This window comes from Gordonia aquimaris, assembly GCF_026262595.1.
Lineage (GTDB): Bacteria > Actinomycetota > Actinomycetes > Mycobacteriales > Mycobacteriaceae > Gordonia > Gordonia tangerina.
This window is the reverse complement of sequence record NZ_JAPKFM010000013.1, coordinates 23,814-41,021: the sequence shown is the minus strand read 5'-3', so window position 1 is coordinate 41,021 and position 17,208 is coordinate 23,814. Positions and strand designations below refer to the sequence as shown.

The window sequence follows — 17,208 nt, the reverse complement described above, 5'->3', positions numbered from 1 at the left end:
TCAACTGCACCCGGTGGTCAGCAACTGGTTCTCACAGGCCTGCTCACGATTGCGTTTGTGCTGTTCGAAGGTGTCGGCGAACAGCGTGGTGCCGTCCCGATCGATGGTCACGAAGTAGAGCCAGTTTCCGGGGGTCGGGTACTCCACGGCGGTCAGCGCACGCTCCCCGACCGCACCGATCGGCGTAGCCGGCAGGCCTTCGATGCGGTAGGTGTTCCACACGTTGTCGGCGCGGTAGGCCTCACCGTAGACGTCGATGTTGGTGACCTCGGCGGTGTAGTTGGCGGTGGAGTCCATCTCCAGCCGCTGACCTTTGTCCAGGCGGTTGAGGATCACCCGGGCGACCTTGGCATAGTCGTCGGGGTCGGTGACCTCCCGTTCGACGACCGACGCGGCGACCAGCGTCTGGTACGGGGTCAACCCCGAGTCGTGTGGTTCGAGCAGACCCCACTGCTCGAATCGAGATGTGCTGGCCGTGATCAGATCGTGCAGGATCGACGTCGCCGAATCGTTGGGGTCGATGGTCTCCCAGGTGCCCGGCGCGATGAGGCCCTCGATCCGCCGATGATCTCCGTCCAGATTCTGCACCTCCGCACGCGCCCAGTCGGGCACGCCGAGCTGTTCGGGGGTGTCCTGCGCCGCTGCCTGTTCCAGCTCGGCGACGTCGGTACCGATGCGCTCCCCGTTCACGGTGACCGCTGTGGCGTTCTCGATCATCTGGAAGATGCCCGGAGTGATCTTGCCGTCGACCCCCTCCTTGTTGTCGAGCTGCAGCCCCTCGGGCACCACCATGCGCCCGACCCGGTGCGCGGTGTCGTCGGTCATCATCTCTACCGCCGTCGCTGCCGGGATCTGGGTGCGCAGCTTGTAGTACCCGCCGGACATCGGCTGTCCGTCGGCGGCGTTGATGAACGCCTGCACGCTACCGACCACATCGTTGTCCTCGAGGATCTGGCCGAAGTCCATCAGCGTCGAGTTCTCCGGGATGTCCACGATCACGTCGGCAGTGCCCGCGGCGTCGGTGTAGTCCTTGGTGTTCTCGAAGACCCCGAAGGCTCGCAGACCGACGAAACCGACGCCGACGACCAGGATCAGCATGCAGGTGAGCACGATCGCCAACACGACACGCTTGCGGAGCCGACCCGCGGTGGCCGGCCGAGTACGTCCCGACTTCCCCGCGCCCGAACGGCGGGTCCGGCCGCCGTCACGGCGCCCGGGGTTCACCGATTCCGGATCGTCGCGGTCGTCCCAGAGGTCCAGGACACCCTCGGCGCTGTCACCGGCGTCCGCACGGTCCTCGTCGAGCACGTTGGGGGGCGCCGCAACGGGTCGCGGCGGAACCCGGTGGGGCACGGCGCGCCGCATGGGGTCGTCGAACTCGCCACCGCGAACCGGAATGGCGTTGTCGGGTTCGTGGAAATGATCGACGGGTTGACGTGGCGGTAGGCGGCGTGGCGCCACCCGTTCGGGTTGCGGTCGGCCCGGTCGCCCTGCGGGCGGCGGAGCCGGCCACCCGCCGGTAGCCGCCGACGGTGACGGCGGTGAGGACGGCGTCGGCCCGGTGGTTGGTGCGGGTGCGTCGTGGGCCTGCGGATCGATGCCGCGGGCTCCACCGGAACCCGTCGTCGCGGGCGGCTGCACCGTTGGTTGCGGCCCGGTCATCGTCGGGTCACCCGGCACGGCCCGGCGCCGCCGGTGGCGTGTGGAGGGCTTTCCGTCGGCGGGTTGGGTGAAGTACCGCAACCGCTCGAGATCGAGCTGTTCGGTGGGTTGGTCGGACAGATCGTGCCGCCTCGGTCGGTGGCGTTCGTCGGTCACCGAGCGATTCCTCCCCGGGTCGGGCATGATTCGGTCGCGGGACACGCAGTCTTCGTGATCGCGAATTGCGTTGTGCCGTCTGGACGGACGCATGCAGAAGTCATCGTCGCGAGTCCAGCCACCCTTGCAGGATAGCGACCGCGGCCGCCTGATCAATCACGGCACGCGAGGACTTGGCGTTGCGTCCACTCGCTCGCAGGGCCTGGCTCGCGGTGACGGTGGTCAGTCGTTCATCGTGGTACTCGACCGTCACGGGCGCGATGCGCTCGGCGAGGAGGTCACCGAACTCCCGCGCCAGTCCGGCTGCGGTACCACTCTCGTTGCGCAGAGTCTTGGGTAACCCCACCACGACACCGACGGCCTCGTATTCCTCGACCAGCGCGGCGATCCGCGTGAGATCCGAGTGACCACCGGCCGTACGCCGTACCGTCTCGACCGGGGTGGCGAGAATGCCGTCGGGGTCGCACACGGCGATCCCGATACGCACCGAACCGACGTCGACCCCCAGACGCCGTCCGCGAGTCCAGGTCATCGATCCCGCACGACGTCGCGGATCCGGCCCATGGCCGGTTCGACCCCGGCCGGGTCCGAGCCGGCTCCCTGCGCCAGGTCGGGTTTACCGCCGCCACGGCCCCCGACGAGGGGGGCGACCTCTTTCACGAGGTCACCTGCCTTGATGCCGTGGCTCCGGGCGGATTCCGTCGTCGCGACCACGAACGGCACCTTGGTGCCGTCGGCACTCGGTGCGAACAGCGCGATCACCGCGAGTCGATCGGCGACCTTGCCGCGCAGATCGGTCGCCAGACCCCGCAGACCGTTGGCGTCAAGCCCGCCGGGCACCAGTCCACCCACGAGCAGGGTGTCGCCCGACACGGTTGCCGCATCGATCAGACCGCCGGCGGCAGCGCGAGCCGAGTCCGCACGCAGCCGCTCGACCTCACGTTCGGCGTCCTTGAGGCGTGACACCAATTGCTCGACACGGTCGGGCACCTCGTCCGACGGCACCTTCAGCGAGGACGCCAGGCCGGCCATCAGGGCCCGTTCCTTGGACAGGTACCGGAACGAATCCATGCCCACGTAGGCCTCGACACGCCGGATCCCCGAACCAACCGACGACTCGCCGATCACGGTCACCGGACCGATCTGCGCCGACGACGCGACGTGTGTGCCGCCGCACAACTCCATCGAGAACGGCCCGCCGATCTCGACGACGCGTACGACGTCCCCGTAGTTCTCACCGAACAACGCGACTGCGCCCATCTGCTTGGCCTCGGTCAGCCCGGTCTCAAAGGTGTGCACCGGATAGTTGGCCTCCACGGCGGCGTTGCTGATCTCCTCGATCTCGCGACGCTGACTGTCCGACAACGGTTTGCCGGAGTGGAAGTCGAAGCGCAGATATCCCGGACGGTTGAGCGAGCCGGCCTGGGTGGCGGTGGGTCCGAGCACCTCACGCAGCGCGGCGTGCACCATGTGCGTGCCGGAGTGGCCCTGCGTCGCTCCGCGGCGCCAGGACTGGTCCACCGCGGCGATGACCTCATCCCCCTCGGCGATCTCACCTTCGTCGACGGTGACCTTGTGCAGCCAGACGGACTTGCCCGCCTTCTGCACGTCGGTGACGCGCAACCGGACACCGTCACCGGTGGTGATGGTGCCGACGTCGGCCATCTGGCCACCGGATTCGGCATAGAGCGGGCTGCGGTCGAGTACCACCACCAACTCCTGGCCCGGCGTTGCGCTCTGCACGCGGGCGCCATCGGCGACCAGGCCGAGGACGGTCGCCTCGGAGATGAGTTCGTCGAACCCGGTGAACAGGGTGGGCCCACGGTCGAGGAACTCACGGTACACCGACAGGTCGGCATGGCCGGATTTGCGGGCCGTCGCATCGGCCTTGGCACGCTGCTTCTGCTCGGCCATGAGCTCGGTGAACCCCTCACGATCGACCGAGAGGCCGGCCTCGGCGGCCATCTCCAGGGTGAGGTCGATCGGGAATCCGTAGGTGTCGTGCAGGGTGAACGCGTCGTCACCGCTGATCGTCGAACGGTCGGCGGCCTTGGTGGCCGTTGCGGCGTCGGCGAACAACTTCGAGCCGGCGGCGAGGGTCTTGCTGAACGAGGCTTCCTCGGCGACGGCGACATCGACGATGTGCTCACGCTGCTCGGCGAGGTTCGGATAGGACGGCGACATGGTGTCGACGACCAGCGAGATGATGTCGCCCATCGTCGGCTGATCCGCCGCTGCCGGAGCCGTCCCGCTCGCTTCGCTCCCGGCGGTCAACAGCCGCACCGACCGGACCACGCGCCGCAGCAATCGGCGCAGCACATAGCCACGTCCGTCGTTGCCGGGCAGGACCCCGTCGCCGATCAGCAGTGCGGCGGTGCGGGCGTGGTCGGCGATCACCCGGAATTTCACGTCGTCGTCGTGGTTGCCGGCCCCGTAGGCGCGACCGGTCAGCCGGGACGCCAGGTCGATGATCGGCTTGAGCAGGTCGGTCTCGTAGACATTGTCGACACCCTGCAGGATGCAGGCGACCCGCTCGATGCCCAGACCGGTGTCGATGTTCTTCTTGGGCAGCGGACCCAGGATCTCGTAGTTGTCCTTGCCGCCGCCCGGGCCGCGGACGTTTTGCATGAAGACGAGATTCCAGATCTCGATGTAGCGGTCCTCGTCGGCCTCGGGCCCGCCCTCGACACCGTAGGCGGGTCCGCGGTCGTAGAAGATCTCCGAGCACGGGCCGCACGGGCCGGGCACGCCCATCGACCAGTAGTTGTCCTTGAGCCCCCGACGCTGGATGCGCTCGGCGGGTACCCCGATCTCGTCGTGCCAGATGGATTCGGCCTCGTCGTCGTCGAGGTAGACGGTGGGCCACAGCTTCTCCGGGTCGATCCCGTAGCCGCCCTCGTCGACACTGTTGGTCAGCAGCGACCAGGCGAACCCGATCGCCTCGCGCTTGAAGTAGTCACCGAACGAGAAGTTGCCCGCCATCTGGAAGAAGGTGTTGTGCCGGGTGGTGATGCCGACCTCCTCGATGTCGAGGGTGCGCACACACTTCTGGACGCTGGTCGCACGGTCGAACGGCGGGGTCTGCTCGCCCAGGAAGTACGGCTTGAACGGGACCATGCCGGCATTGACGAACAGCAGGTTCGGATCGTCGAGGACCAGCGAGGCGCTGGGCACCTCGGTGTGGCCCGCCTTGATGAAGTGATCCAGGAAGCGCTGCCTGATGTCATGCGTCTGCACTGAGTTCGTCCTTGAAGTGGTGGTCGGTCACGCCGTCGACGTCCCGCTGCCCCGGTGATCTCGTGTCCGGGCTGGTCGACACACCAGCCTACCGTCGGCGCGCCCGGCTGGTGACACCCCGCACGATGGAACGCAACTTGCCCAGTCGCGGGCCGATCTCTCGCTCATTGCCGTGATCGGTCGGCTGGTAGTAGTCGACGCCGACGAGATCGTCGGGGGGATACTGCTGCGCGAGCACTCCATCGGGGTCGTCGTGAGGGTAGCGATAGCCGATCCCGCTGCCCAGACCCTGTGCCCCCGCATAGTGGCTGTCCCGCAGATGCGCCGGCACCGCACCCGACTTGCCTGCTTCGACGTCGGCGATCGCGGCACCGATCGCCGATACCACTCCGGCGGACTTGGGCGCGGTCGCCAGGTGGATGGTCGCCTGGGTCAGTGCCAGGCGGGCCTCCGGCATGCCCACCAGGGCGACCACCTGCGCTGCGGCGACGGCGGTCTGCAGTGCCATCGGATCGGCCATACCGATGTCTTCGCTGGCATGGATCATCAGCCGCCGCGCGATGAATCGCGGGTCCTCCCCCGCGACGATCATCCGGGCGAGATAGTGCAGCGCGGCGTCGACATCGGAACCGCGGATCGATTTGATGAACGCGCTGGTGACGTCGTAGTGCTGGTCGCCGTCGCGGTCGTAGCGGACCGCAGCGCGGTCGATCGCGGCCTCCACGTCGGCGATGTCGATCACGGGCGCAGCGGACGCCCCGGATTCGAACGTCGATTCGTCGTCGGTCGGGTCGGCATCGTCGGTCGGGTCGGCATCAGTCGGGTCGTCGTCGGGGTCGCGTGCACGGTCGTCGCCCCGCAGTGCCGCATCCGCACTGGCCTCCAGTGCGGTCAGCGCTCTGCGCGCGTCACCGCCGGCCACCGCGACCAGATGATCGAGCGCGGCGTCGGTGACCTCGACACCGGCGTCGAGTCCCCGGGGGTCGGTGATGGCCCGGGTGAGCACCTCGCGGATGTCGGCGTCGGTCAAGGACCGCAGCTGCAACACCAGAGACCTCGACAGCAACGGCGCGACCACCGAGAAGGACGGATTCTCGGTGGTGGCGGCGACGAGCAGCACGATGCGGTTCTCCACTGCATCGAGCAGCGCATCCTGCTGTGTCTTGGAGAACCGATGGACCTCGTCGATGAACAACACCGTCTGCTGACCGTCGACCAACCGCCGTCGTGCCACGTCGATGACGGCTCGGACCTCTTTGACCCCGGCCGACAACGCCGACAGGGCCTCGAACCGGCCACCGGTGGCGCGCGAGATCAACGCGGCCATGGTGGTCTTGCCGGTACCCGGCGGTCCGTAGAGCATCACCGACGCCGCACCGGAACCGTTGATCAGGCGACGCAGCGGGGAGCCGGCGCCCAGCAGATGCTGCTGACCGACGATCTCGTCGAGCGACTGTGGCCGCATCCGCACCGCCAGCGGCGCAGACGGCGACGGCGTGCTCGTCAGCGCACCGCCGGTCACCGCACCACCACCGGGCGCGGCGATCGGGCCGGGCGGAGGGTCGAAGAGCCCATCCATACCGGGTCAGGTGAGCCAGGTGCGCTGCAAGGCCGCCCCTAGTTGCGCGGCGAACTCGGCGATCGTCGGATCACCACCGCGCACCGCAGCGGCGGACAGGTCGGTCCACCGGGCCACGACGACTCGCGGATCGTTGGTGTGCAACGCCCAGTCGTGGGTGTAGCCGGCCGGACTGATCGCGAAGCCGGCCTGATTCAACTGATCGATCTCCGCAGCCGTGGAGGCGTCCTTGGCCGGCAGCATCCACGTCGTCGACAGCCAGGTCCACAGCAGTCGTGCGGTGAGGATCTTGCGGGCGCAGTCGGCGTCGCGGCCCAGCGACGGCCAGATGGCGTGGACCTCGGATCGCCACGCGTCCACGAGCGCGATCTCCAGATCCGCCCGGTGCCCGGCGTTGACCGGTGACAGTTGCGCGCCGCAGGTGACCAGGGCGTAGGCGATGTCGAGGGTCGCGTCCCGGAATCCACCCCATTCGTAGTCCATGAACTGGACGCCGTCATCGTTGAGCAGGATGTTCTCCGGGCCGACGTCCGACGGGCTGAAAGCGCGGTGATCGCCGTCGACGAACAGGGTGCACGCCGCGGCGAGGCGGTCCCGGATGTCGTCGGGAAGGTCCACTCCCAGCCGTGACAACTGTGCGGGCGCGTCGGCGATCGCGCGACCGGCCGATTCGGCCAGGATGTCGACATCCTCGGAACCCGCCGCGTCGCGACGCAGGATGGCGAGGAAGTCGATCTCTCCGCCGACCGTCGCGGCATGCATCCGCCCGAGCGCCTGCCCCCACGCGCTGACCGCATGGGAGGCGTCGGCAGCGTCGGGGCCTGCCAGCAGTGAGTTCATCGAGCGCCCGTGTCCCAGGTCGGTGAGCACCAACACCCGGGTCTCCGAATCAGAGGCGATCAGCTGTGGTCCCGGCCGGGACTCACTCGGCAACGCATTGGCGTACTTGTAGGACGCGAGCTCGCGGTGGAATGCGCGCGGATCCTCGTCGGCGGGGAGCACCTTGATGACCAGCGTGCGGTCCATCGACAAGGGGTTGGCCAGCACCCGCGCCCGGACCACGACCGTACGGCCGCTGCCGCCGAGGTCTTCTGGGTCGGCGAGGGTGACGGGGGCGCCGGCCCGGTGCGACAGCACCGCCTCGGCTGCACGCACCACACTGGTGATGCGACTCTCAGTTATTACCGTCATGTCGTCTACCAACCTACCCAATCCGCGATCGCGGTGTCGTCGTCTTCATCCATCTGCAACCCAGTTGCCGCACGCAACCCCTCCAAAAACCCCAGATCTTGTCTCGCACAACAAGGGTCGCGCCGTTAAGACTCCACGTCAGCACATGTCGTACGTTCGGACCACCATCGTCGCGAGCCCGTGACCAGCGCGGGATCAGTCGGTGACGCCGATCGATGTCTCGGGCACCTCATCGGGTGCGCTCTCGATGGGACTCACGTCCACCGACACGTCGATCCGGCTCTTCTTCGACTCGGTGTAGATCACACCCCGTAGCGGCGGTACGTCATCGTAGTCGCGCCCCCACGCGACGGTGACGTGCCGCTCGTCCACGAGTTTGTCGTTGGTGGGATCGAAGGCCACCCAGTGGTCATCGGGCAACCACACGGCCGCCCACGCGTGGCTGGCATCGGCGCCGAAAATGCGTTCGCGACCCGGTGGCGGGTCGGTCGCGAGGTAGCCGGATTCGTAGCGTGCAGCGAGCCCGACCGAACGCAGGCATGCGATCGCGACCCGCGCGAAGTCCTGGCAGACGCCCATCCGCCGCTGCATCACGGTGTCGACCCGGGTGCTGATGGCCGTCGATCCCGACTTGTAGTCGAAGTCACGGTAGATGCGTCCGGTGAGGTCAGTGACCGCCTCGATCATCGGCCGACCGGGAGTGAACACGTCGCCCGCGTACTCGCGGACCGCAGCGGTGATCTCCGGCGGGTACAGATCGAGGACGTACTCGGTGGCGGCCGCCCCGGCCACCCCGGCAGCAGCCGGGCGCGCCAGCTCCCACGGTCCGAGCGCAGCCGCCGACAACAGCACGGTGGCGTCGGGTGGGTCGACCTCGACGACGGATGTGGCGGTCACCGTCAGCTCGTCGTGGTTGCTGCGCACATGGAAGTACGAGTCACTGTTGCCGTACACGTCCACCCCGGTGGACCAGTCGTCGGGTTCCGGATCGATCCTCACCTCGGCGTCCAGCACTCGCTGACCGGGCAGGTCGCGCGGCGTGAGGTAGCACCGCCCGTACGACGACGACACGACGTCGTCGTAGGTGTAGCGGGTTCGGTGCATCACCCGATACCGGCGGGTGGCACCGGGTTCGACGGCCCGGCCCTGCTCGGGACTGCTCATCACAGCGCACCTCCCCCGCCCCAGATGGGCTGCGCCTCGCGCGGCGGTGCGAATCGGGTCCGGTTGAGCACGTCGGACAGCTCGCGCACCCCGGCACCGATGGCGGTCATCAACTCCTCGAGGTCGGTCCGTCGGCCTGCGGTGTCGACGGTGGCCAGATCGTCCGGGTCCGAGCGGCGCAATTCGGCGATGAGATCCTCGATGATGCGTTCGGCGGCCGCGGATCGCAGCGCATCCGGCAGGGCGCCGAGGTTCTCCTGGAGCCGGTTGAACTGGAAGACCATCGCTCGTGGGTTGGTCTCGTCGAAGAAGAGCAGCTCGGCGACGGCGTCGAGTTGGTAGAGGCCGCGGTTACGGCGCCGGTAGATGACCGACGACTCGTTGGCGACCAGGAATGACTCCAGCAGCGTCTGTTCGACCTCCCGGTCGTGATGTTCGACGAAGAGGGCGCGGGTCAACTCGGCCAGGTTGACCGCTCGTTCGATACGTCGGCCGATGTCCAGATACCGCCACCCGGCGTCGTGCACCATCGAGTCGGCCTGCAGACCGGCCAGGGCCAGCACACCGTGGAGCACCTCGTCGTGGGTGTGACCCAGTTCGGAACCGAGGTCGAGCCCCGCATCGGTGCCGCCGGTCTCGCGGGCCGCGCGGACCTGGGCAGCGAGCTGCTCGATGGCGCGTTCGACCGGCGCCAGCACCATCCACGTGCTCGTCGACATCTGGTCGCGCACCGCGCGGGCGGTCGACACCAACCGCTCTGCCGAGTGCGCGATCGTTCCCGGCACGACCCGCGCCACGGTGAGATCGGTCAGTTTCGCGATCGCGTCGACGACCCGCTGCGGGCTCGGCGTGCCGTCCTCGGCCTCGGCGGTGAGCTCGGCGGTCCGCAGGTAGGCGGCAGTTCCGGTCACGGTGGCGGCGGCATGCAGCACCAGCGGCACGGCCGCGGTACCGCTCATCCAGGGCCGGTATTGCACCTCCTGGTAGCGCTCGCGGGCCACTTTCGCCAGCCGGGTGGTGGCCTCGGTGCGCTCACCGTAGCGACCGAACCAGAACAGGTCGGCCAGCACGCGTGGGCTGGCCGCCGCTGCGACGTCGGAGTATTCGAGTGCGCGGGCATGCCGCACCGCGCCCCGCGACACCGCTTCGTCGACCGCCCCGGTCGCCGTGGTGGTCGAACGCCGCGACACGTGACCGCCGATGTCCGAGCTGGTGACCCAGACGTCCTTGGCGGCGATCGTACGTTGTGCAGCTCCCGCGGGTCCATCGGTCAACACGGCACCGAGACCACCGGGCATCACCGCGTAGGTGGGGCCCTGCGCGACGCTGAAGGCTCGGATGCCGACCGGCGCGGGCCGTACCGAACCGGCACCCGGCGCGTCGTTTCGGCCGGGTGTCATGCTCGGCGCCACCGAATAGGAACGCAGCTCCCGTCCCACCCACTGCCAGGACTCGACCTCGACGCGGGCGGCCAGTTCGGCGCGTGCCGCGGCGTCGACCAGCGGCGCCACGACCTCTTCGCCGGTGCGGAAGTTGGTCAGCACGAGGTGGTCGAGGTCGGCACGGATCTTTCCGCGCTGCACGTCATCGCCGGCCCAGTAGGTGGGCACCGACGGTAAGGCGAGCTCCTCGTCGACGAGAACCGGGGCCAGCCTGTCCAGGACCGTGTGGATGGCGGGATTCTCGACCACCCCGCTGCCGAGAGTGTTGACCACGGTCACCGTGCCCCGCGACACGGCCTCCACCAGGCCCGCGACACCCAGGCGTGAGTCGGTGCGAAGGTCCAGCGGGTCGGCGTACTCCGCGTCGATCCGCCGCAGCAGCACGTCGACACGTTTGAACTTGCCGAGCGAGCGCATGTAGACCACCCCGTCTCGCACGGTGAGGTCGCTGCCCTCCACGAGGGGGAAGCCCAGAACCGCAGCCAGATATGCCTGGTCATAGGCTGTCTCGGACATGCTGCCCGGACTCAGCACCGCCACGGTGGGGTCATCGACGCCGGGTGGCGCGTAGTCGAACAGGGCCAGCCGGACGGTGCCGGCGAAGTTGGTGACCGGACGAGGTGCACACGTCTGGAACAGCTGTGGGAAGGTACGCGACAGCAGCCGACGGTCGATCATCGCGAAGCCGATGCCCGACGGCGCCTGAGTGCGGTCGGCGAAGACCTCGAAACGGCCGTCGGGGGCGCGTCCCAGATCCAGCGCGTGCAGGAACAGCGCGTGCGGACCGGGCAGTTCGAGGCGTACCGCCTTGCGGATGTAGCCGGGGTGGCCGAACACCATCTCGGGTGGGACCAGCCCCGAGCGGATGGTCTTCTGGTCGCGGTACAGGTCGCGCAGCAACAGGTCGAGCACTGTCGATCGCTGGATGATCGCCTTTTCCAGATCGGACCAGTCGACCCCGTCGACCACCAGTGGTACCGGGTCGACCTGCCAGTCGCGCGCCACCGTGACGCCACCGACGACCTGGTTGTAGACCACACCCTCGTCGCCGATCGCGGTGGCGAGCCGACCGGCCGCGGACCGCAGTCGCGCGTCTCCGCGCAGCCCGTATCCGGCCACCAGATCTGTCCACGCCGTTCGCACTCGACCGTCGGTGTCCAGCATCTCGTCGTACGGAGTCGTCGCACTCGGTGATGCGGTGGGCGCGGCGAGTCGTGCCACGTCGAACAGGGCGGAACCGTCTGGACGGTACCGGTCGAACACCGCGGGCAGGCCGACGCCGGCAGGGTGGTCCGACGAAACAGTCACCGGAGAACTGTACGTGCCCGACGCAGATCCAGAATTGCCGGGACCCCGGTGTCGGTGGCGATGCGCGCCTGCCGCTCCCGCAGGAGCCCGACGTCGACGGAACCGCTCGTGTGGCCGGATGCCTCGAAGCGGCCGTTGCGTCGTGATTCGGCTTCCACGGCGTTGACCGGCGGACGGTCGTAGGCCCGCCCGCCGGGGTGCACCACGTGGTAGGTGGCACCACCGACGGATCGTTCGGAGACGGTGTCGACCAGATCGAAGGTCAGCGGGGTGTCAACAGTGATCGTGGGATGCAGCGAGCTCGGCGGCTGCCAGGCGCGGAAGCGGATACCGCCCACCTGCTCGCCGGTGCGTCCGGTGGGCCGCAGCGGTATCGGGTAACCGTTGCACGTGAGCAGGAACCGGTCGTCGTCGCCGCCGAGCACCCGTACCTGCACCCGCTCGATCGACGAGTCGACGTAGCGGGCGGTGCCGCTACCGGTGGACTCCTCGCCGAGGGTGTTCCACGGCTCGATCGCGCCGCGCAGTTCAACCTCGTGGTCGCGGATCTGCACAGTCCCCAACCGAGGGAAGCGGAACTCGGTGAACGGATCGAGCCATGCCGTATCGAATGCGTAGCCGGCTTCGCGCAGTTCCTCGGCGACCGCGGCGATGTCGGCGATGACGTAGTGCGGGAGGAGGTGTTTGCCGTGCAGGTCGGCGCCGTGTCGGATCAGTCGGCCGCGGTAGGGCTGTTCCCAGAACCAGGACACCAGCGAGCGCACCAGCAGCGACTGCACCATCGCCATCTGATGATGCGGCGGCATCTCGAAGGCCCGCAACTCCAGCAGCCCCAGACGTCCGCGGGGCGAGTCGGGACTGTAGAGCTTGTCGATGCAGAACTCCGCACGGTGGGTGTTGCCCGTGATGTCGGTGAGCAGATGTCGCAGCGCGCGATCGGTCACCCACGGGTTGGGGGGCGCGTCGACGCCTTCGCCGGCGGCTGCCTTCACCGCGAGTCGGTCGATTTCGGCGAACGCGATCTCGAGTTCGTACAGCGACGACTCCCGCCCCTCGTCGACGCGGGGCGCCTGTGAGGTGGTACCGACGAACCGCCCGGAGAACAGGTACGACAGCGACGGATGCCGCTGCCAGAACGTCAGCATCGACACCAACAGATCCGGTCGGCGCAGCATCGGGGAATCGGCGGGCGTGGGCCCGCCCAGCGTGATGTGATTGCCTCCGCCGGTGCCGCCGTGACTGCCGTCCAGGTCGAAGGTCTCGGTCCCGAGGCGGGCCCGTCGCGCGTGGTCGTATAGCGATTCCAGCAGTTCGGACTGTTCTCCGAAGCTGTTGGTGGGTTGGATGTTGACCTCGATGACTCCCGGATCCGGGGTCACGGTAAGCGTGGTGAGACGACCATCGGTGGGCGGGCCGTACCCCTCGACCACCACGGGGGTGTCGATGGCAGTGGCGGCTTCCTCCACCATCTCGACGATGGCCAGGAACTCCTCCAGCGTGGCGGTCGGCGGCAGGAAGACGTGCAGCACTCCCCCACGCATCTCGGCGACCACGGCGCTACGTGGCACGAAGGCAGCGGGGTCCATCTCGCGGACCGTCACGCCCAACGCTTCGGCGGGATCGTCGGGCAGCGGGTCGGGGCGGGCCGACGGGTCGGATTCGAACAGGGTCGGCGCGGGCCCCCAAGACAACGAGTTCAGGGGCAACCGCAGGCCTGCTGGGGAGGTGCCCGGGGTGAGCACCAACCGTCCGCGGCGCGTGGTCCAGCGGGCACTGTGCCATGCGGTCTCGTCTTCGGAGCGGCTCAACGGCAGCACATAGGCCGTCGGCGCATTCACCGCTTCATCCAGTTTGGCCAGCAGTGCCCGCCGCGCCGGCGTGGTGTCGGCCGGTGGTTCGAGGTCCTCGTCGGAGTCGGCGGCCTCGACCGCCGCCTCCGCGAGCTTGGAGGTGACGACGGTGCGCAGCGTGGGATCGGCGCCGGGGTCGCCGGGCGGGAGGGCGGCGAGTTCCCGCATCCGCACCAGCGGGTCCTCGAATGCGGGCATCACCTGCGACAACGGAAGTCCGAGCCGGCCGGCAAAAGCGGTCAGCAGTTTCTGCGCGGTCTCCGAGGTACCGCGCGTGCCGGGCGCCGGGCCGCTGGTCTCGACTTCGATGGAGGCCTGCGCCGCGGCGCGATTGCGCCACGGATCGGCCAGTAACTCGGGACGACGCCAGATGGGGTGGCCGTCGGTGCGCCACAGCAACGCGATCTGCCAGCGCGGCAGCGGTTCACCGGGGTACCACTTGCCCTGGCTGCGCTGCACCAGCCCGGTCGGTGCGTAGGCATCCTTGAGGCGCCCGGCGAGGTCGGAGGCCAGCGCCCGCTTGTGCGGGCCGTCGGCGGCGGTGTTCCATTCGGGGTCGGTCTGATTGTCGATGGAGACGAACGTCGGCTCACCGCCCATGGTGAGCCGGACATCGTTGTCCGCCATCTTCTGGTCGAGGTCGGCGCCGAGTTCCTGCACGCGTTTCCACTGCGACGCGGTGTAGGGCAGCGTGACGCGGGGATCCTCGTGGAATCGGGTGACCGTGTTGGAAAAGTCGAGGGTGGCGTGACACGGACCGGTCGCACCGGCGATCGGTGCCGCACCGCCCGGGTTCGGGGTGGCGGCGAGCGGGATGTGGCCTTCGCCGGCGAACAGGCCCGAGGTGGGATCCATACCCACCCAGCCGGCGCCGGGCAGGTAGACCTCGGTCCAGGCGTGCAGGTCGGTGAAGTCGGCGTCGGGGCCCGACGGGCCGTCCAGCGACTTGATGTCGGAGGTCAGCTGCACCAGGTAGCCGGAGACGAAGCGCGCCGCAAGCCCCAGTTCCCGCAGGATCGCGACGAGCAGCCACGCCGAATCACGGCAGGATCCGATCCCACTGGCCAGGGTGTGCTCGGGCGTCTGGACACCGGCCTCGAGCCGGACGGTGTAGCCGACGGCCTGCTGGACGGCCTGGTTCAGCGCGACCAGGAAGTCGATGATCCGGATCTCGGCGGTGGGTTTGTGTCGCGCGGCGAATTCGGCGACCGACGGATGCACCGGCGCACCCACGAACTCCCCCTCGCTGACGCCGACGGGCCGCAAGAAGATCTCCAGATCGTGGCGCAGCTCTTCGGGGTAGTCGAAACCGTAGTTCTCGGCCCAGTCCTCGATGAAGAAGTCGAACGGGTTGATCGCGGTGAGGTCGGCGATCAGACTCACCGAGATCGACAGCACCGACGAGGGTTCCGGGAACACCAACCGGGCCTGATAGTTGCTGAAGGCATCTTGCTGCCAGTTCAGGAAGTGCTGTGCCGGTTCGACATTGAGCGAGTACGCCTCGATCGGCGTGCGCGAGTGCGGCGCAGGTCGCAGCCGCACCACATGCGGAAAGATCTTGACCGGGCGATCGAATGCGTAACTCGTGCGGTGCTCGAGGGCCACCTTGATCGTCATGGTCAGAAATCACATCACAATTACCGATCCGATGCCGGGTTTGCGGTGGGCATCACCGACATAGCCGAAGCGCCGTCGGCCGATCGGGATGACATATCCGGATCGACCGACGGTGGACCACGTCAGGATTCGCCGGTGGTGTGTTCGGCGGTAGCCGCCGACTCGGTGGTCGTAGGGCCGTCGCCGGTCCCGGTCTGTTTGCGCGGAATCGGCTTCGCGTCGATTCCCGACTCCTTGCGCTGCTGGGCAGTGATCGCCGCCGGTGCATCGGTGAGCGGGTCCACGCCGCCACCGGACTTCGGGAAGGCGATGACCTCGCGGATGGAACTCTCCCCGGCCAGCAGCGCGGTGATGCGGTCCCAGCCAAAGGCGATGCCGCCATGCGGCGGCGCACCGTAGGCGAAGGCGTCGAGGAGGAAGCCGAATTTCTCCTGCGCCTCGTCGTGGCCGATGCCCATGATCTCGAACACCCGTTCCTGCACGTCACGCTCATGGATACGGATCGAACCGCCGCCGATCTCGTTGCCGTTGCACACGATGTCGTAGGCGTAGGCCAGCGCCGAACCCGGGTCGGATTCGAGAGCTTCGATCGATTCCGGCTTCGGGGCGGTGAACGCGTGGTGCACGGCGGTCCAGGCGCCGGAGCCGACGGCGACGTCACCGGAGGCCGTCGCGTCGTCGGCCGGTTCGAACAGTGGGGCGTCGACGACCCACGTGAACGCCCAGTCGCCGTCCTTGATCAGGCCGAGGCGATCGGCGATCTCACCACGGGCGGCACCGAGCAGAGCGCGCGACGACTTGACCGCGCCGGCGCCGAAGAAGACACAGTCCCCTGGCTTCGCACCCACGTGCTCGACGAGCCCGGCGCGTTCGGCGTCGGACAGGTTCTTGGCGACCGGGCCGCCCAGTTCGCCGTCCTCACCCACGAGGACATAGGCCAGTCCCTTGGCGCCACGCTGTTTGGCCCATTCCTGCCAGGCGTCGAGCTGCCGGCGTGGCTGCGACGCGCCGCCGGGCATGACCACCGCGCCGACGTAGGGCGCCTGGAACACCCGGAACGGCGTGTCCTTGAAGTACTCGGTGCACTCGACGAGTTCGATGTCGAACCGGAGGTCGGGCTTGTCGGTGCCGAACCGCCGCATCGCGTCGGCGTAGGTGATCCGTGGGATCGGCGAGGTGATCTCGACGCCGATCAGCTGCCACAGTGCGCGCAGGATGTCTTCGGCCAGCGCGATCACGTCGTCCTGATCGACGAAGCTCATCTCGATGTCGAGCTGGGTGAACTCGGGCTGCCGGTCGGCACGGAAATCCTCGTCGCGATAGCAGCGGGCGATCTGGTAGTAGCGCTCCATCCCGGCGACCATCAGCAGCTGTTTGAACAGCTGCGGGCTCTGCGGCAGGGCGTAGAACGTGCCGGGCTGTAGGCGGGCGGGCACCAGGAAGTCGCGCGCCCCCTCCGGCGTCGATCGCGTCAGGGTCGGGGTCTCCACCTCGACGAAGTCGTGCTCGGCGAGTACGCCACGCGCGGCCGCGTTCACCTTGGAGCGCAGCCGCAGCGCGCGGGCCGGCCCCTCTCGGCGCAGGTCGAGGTAACGATAGTGCAGCCGCGCTTCCTCGCCCGGGTTCTCGTCGAGCTGAAACGGCAACGGCGCCGCGGCGTTGAGGACCTCGAGGGAGACGGCATTGATCTCAATCTCGCCCGACTGCAGGTTCGGGTTCTCGCTGCCCTCGGGGCGCACCTCGACGACGCCGGTGACCGCGACACAGAACTCTGCGCGCAACCGGTGTGCGGCCTCTGCCACCGCCTCGTCGCGGAAGACGACCTGGACCAGCCCGGAGCTGTCGCGCAGATCGATGAAGACCACGCCACCGTGATCGCGGCGGCGCGCGACCCACCCGGCGACGGTGACGGTCTGCGAGGCGTCGGCGCGACGAAGCGAGCCGGCGAGATGCGTGCGGAGCACTCAGGAGTCCTTCCCAATGGAGATCGAGGCGAATCTCG

General features: G+C 68.4%; 9 protein-coding genes. All 9 read right to left on the bottom strand.

Annotated elements, in window-relative coordinates:
* Entirely contained in the window at window positions 1-1,818 is a 1,818-nt protein-coding gene (locus OSB52_RS13385) for an endolytic transglycosylase MltG (protein ID WP_266062159.1), read from the bottom strand.
* Between the two features lie 100 nt (window positions 1,819-1,918).
* Window positions 1,919-2,350, bottom strand: coding sequence for a Holliday junction resolvase RuvX (gene ruvX / locus OSB52_RS13380; protein ID WP_266062158.1), 432 nt, complete (start codon window positions 2,348-2,350; stop codon window positions 1,919-1,921).
* Entirely contained in the window at window positions 2,347-5,055 is a 2,709-nt protein-coding gene (gene alaS / locus OSB52_RS13375) for an alanine--tRNA ligase (RefSeq protein ID WP_266062157.1), read from the bottom strand. Before alaS ends, ruvX begins: the two co-directional genes overlap by 4 nt.
* Window positions 5,056-5,143: 88 nt before the next feature.
* Window positions 5,144-6,634 carry a replication-associated recombination protein A gene (locus OSB52_RS13370; RefSeq protein ID WP_235722092.1) on the bottom strand — a complete coding sequence of 497 codons (1,491 nt, stop codon included), beginning with the start codon at window positions 6,632-6,634 and terminating at the stop codon, window positions 5,144-5,146.
* A gap of 6 nt (window positions 6,635-6,640) precedes the next feature.
* Window positions 6,641-7,825, bottom strand: a complete 1,185-nt coding sequence (locus OSB52_RS13365; RefSeq protein WP_235722093.1) for a phosphotransferase — start codon at window positions 7,823-7,825, stop codon at window positions 6,641-6,643.
* 195 nt (window positions 7,826-8,020) lie between these two features.
* Entirely contained in the window at window positions 8,021-8,989 is a 969-nt protein-coding gene (locus tag OSB52_RS13360) for a transglutaminase family protein (protein WP_235722094.1), read from the bottom strand.
* Entirely contained in the window at window positions 8,989-11,694 is a 2,706-nt protein-coding gene (locus OSB52_RS13355; RefSeq protein WP_235722367.1) for a circularly permuted type 2 ATP-grasp protein, read from the bottom strand. The genes OSB52_RS13360 and OSB52_RS13355 overlap by 1 nt, the downstream gene beginning before the upstream one ends.
* Before the next feature lie 41 nt (window positions 11,695-11,735).
* Window positions 11,736-15,206, bottom strand: coding sequence for a transglutaminase family protein (locus tag OSB52_RS13350; protein WP_235722095.1), 3,471 nt, complete (start codon window positions 15,204-15,206; stop codon window positions 11,736-11,738).
* A gap of 122 nt (window positions 15,207-15,328) precedes the next feature.
* On the bottom strand, window positions 15,329-17,170 hold the full coding sequence (gene aspS / locus OSB52_RS13345) for an aspartate--tRNA ligase (protein WP_235722096.1): 1,842 nt from the start codon (window positions 17,168-17,170) through the stop codon (window positions 15,329-15,331).
* Window positions 17,171-17,208 lie beyond the last annotated feature (38 nt).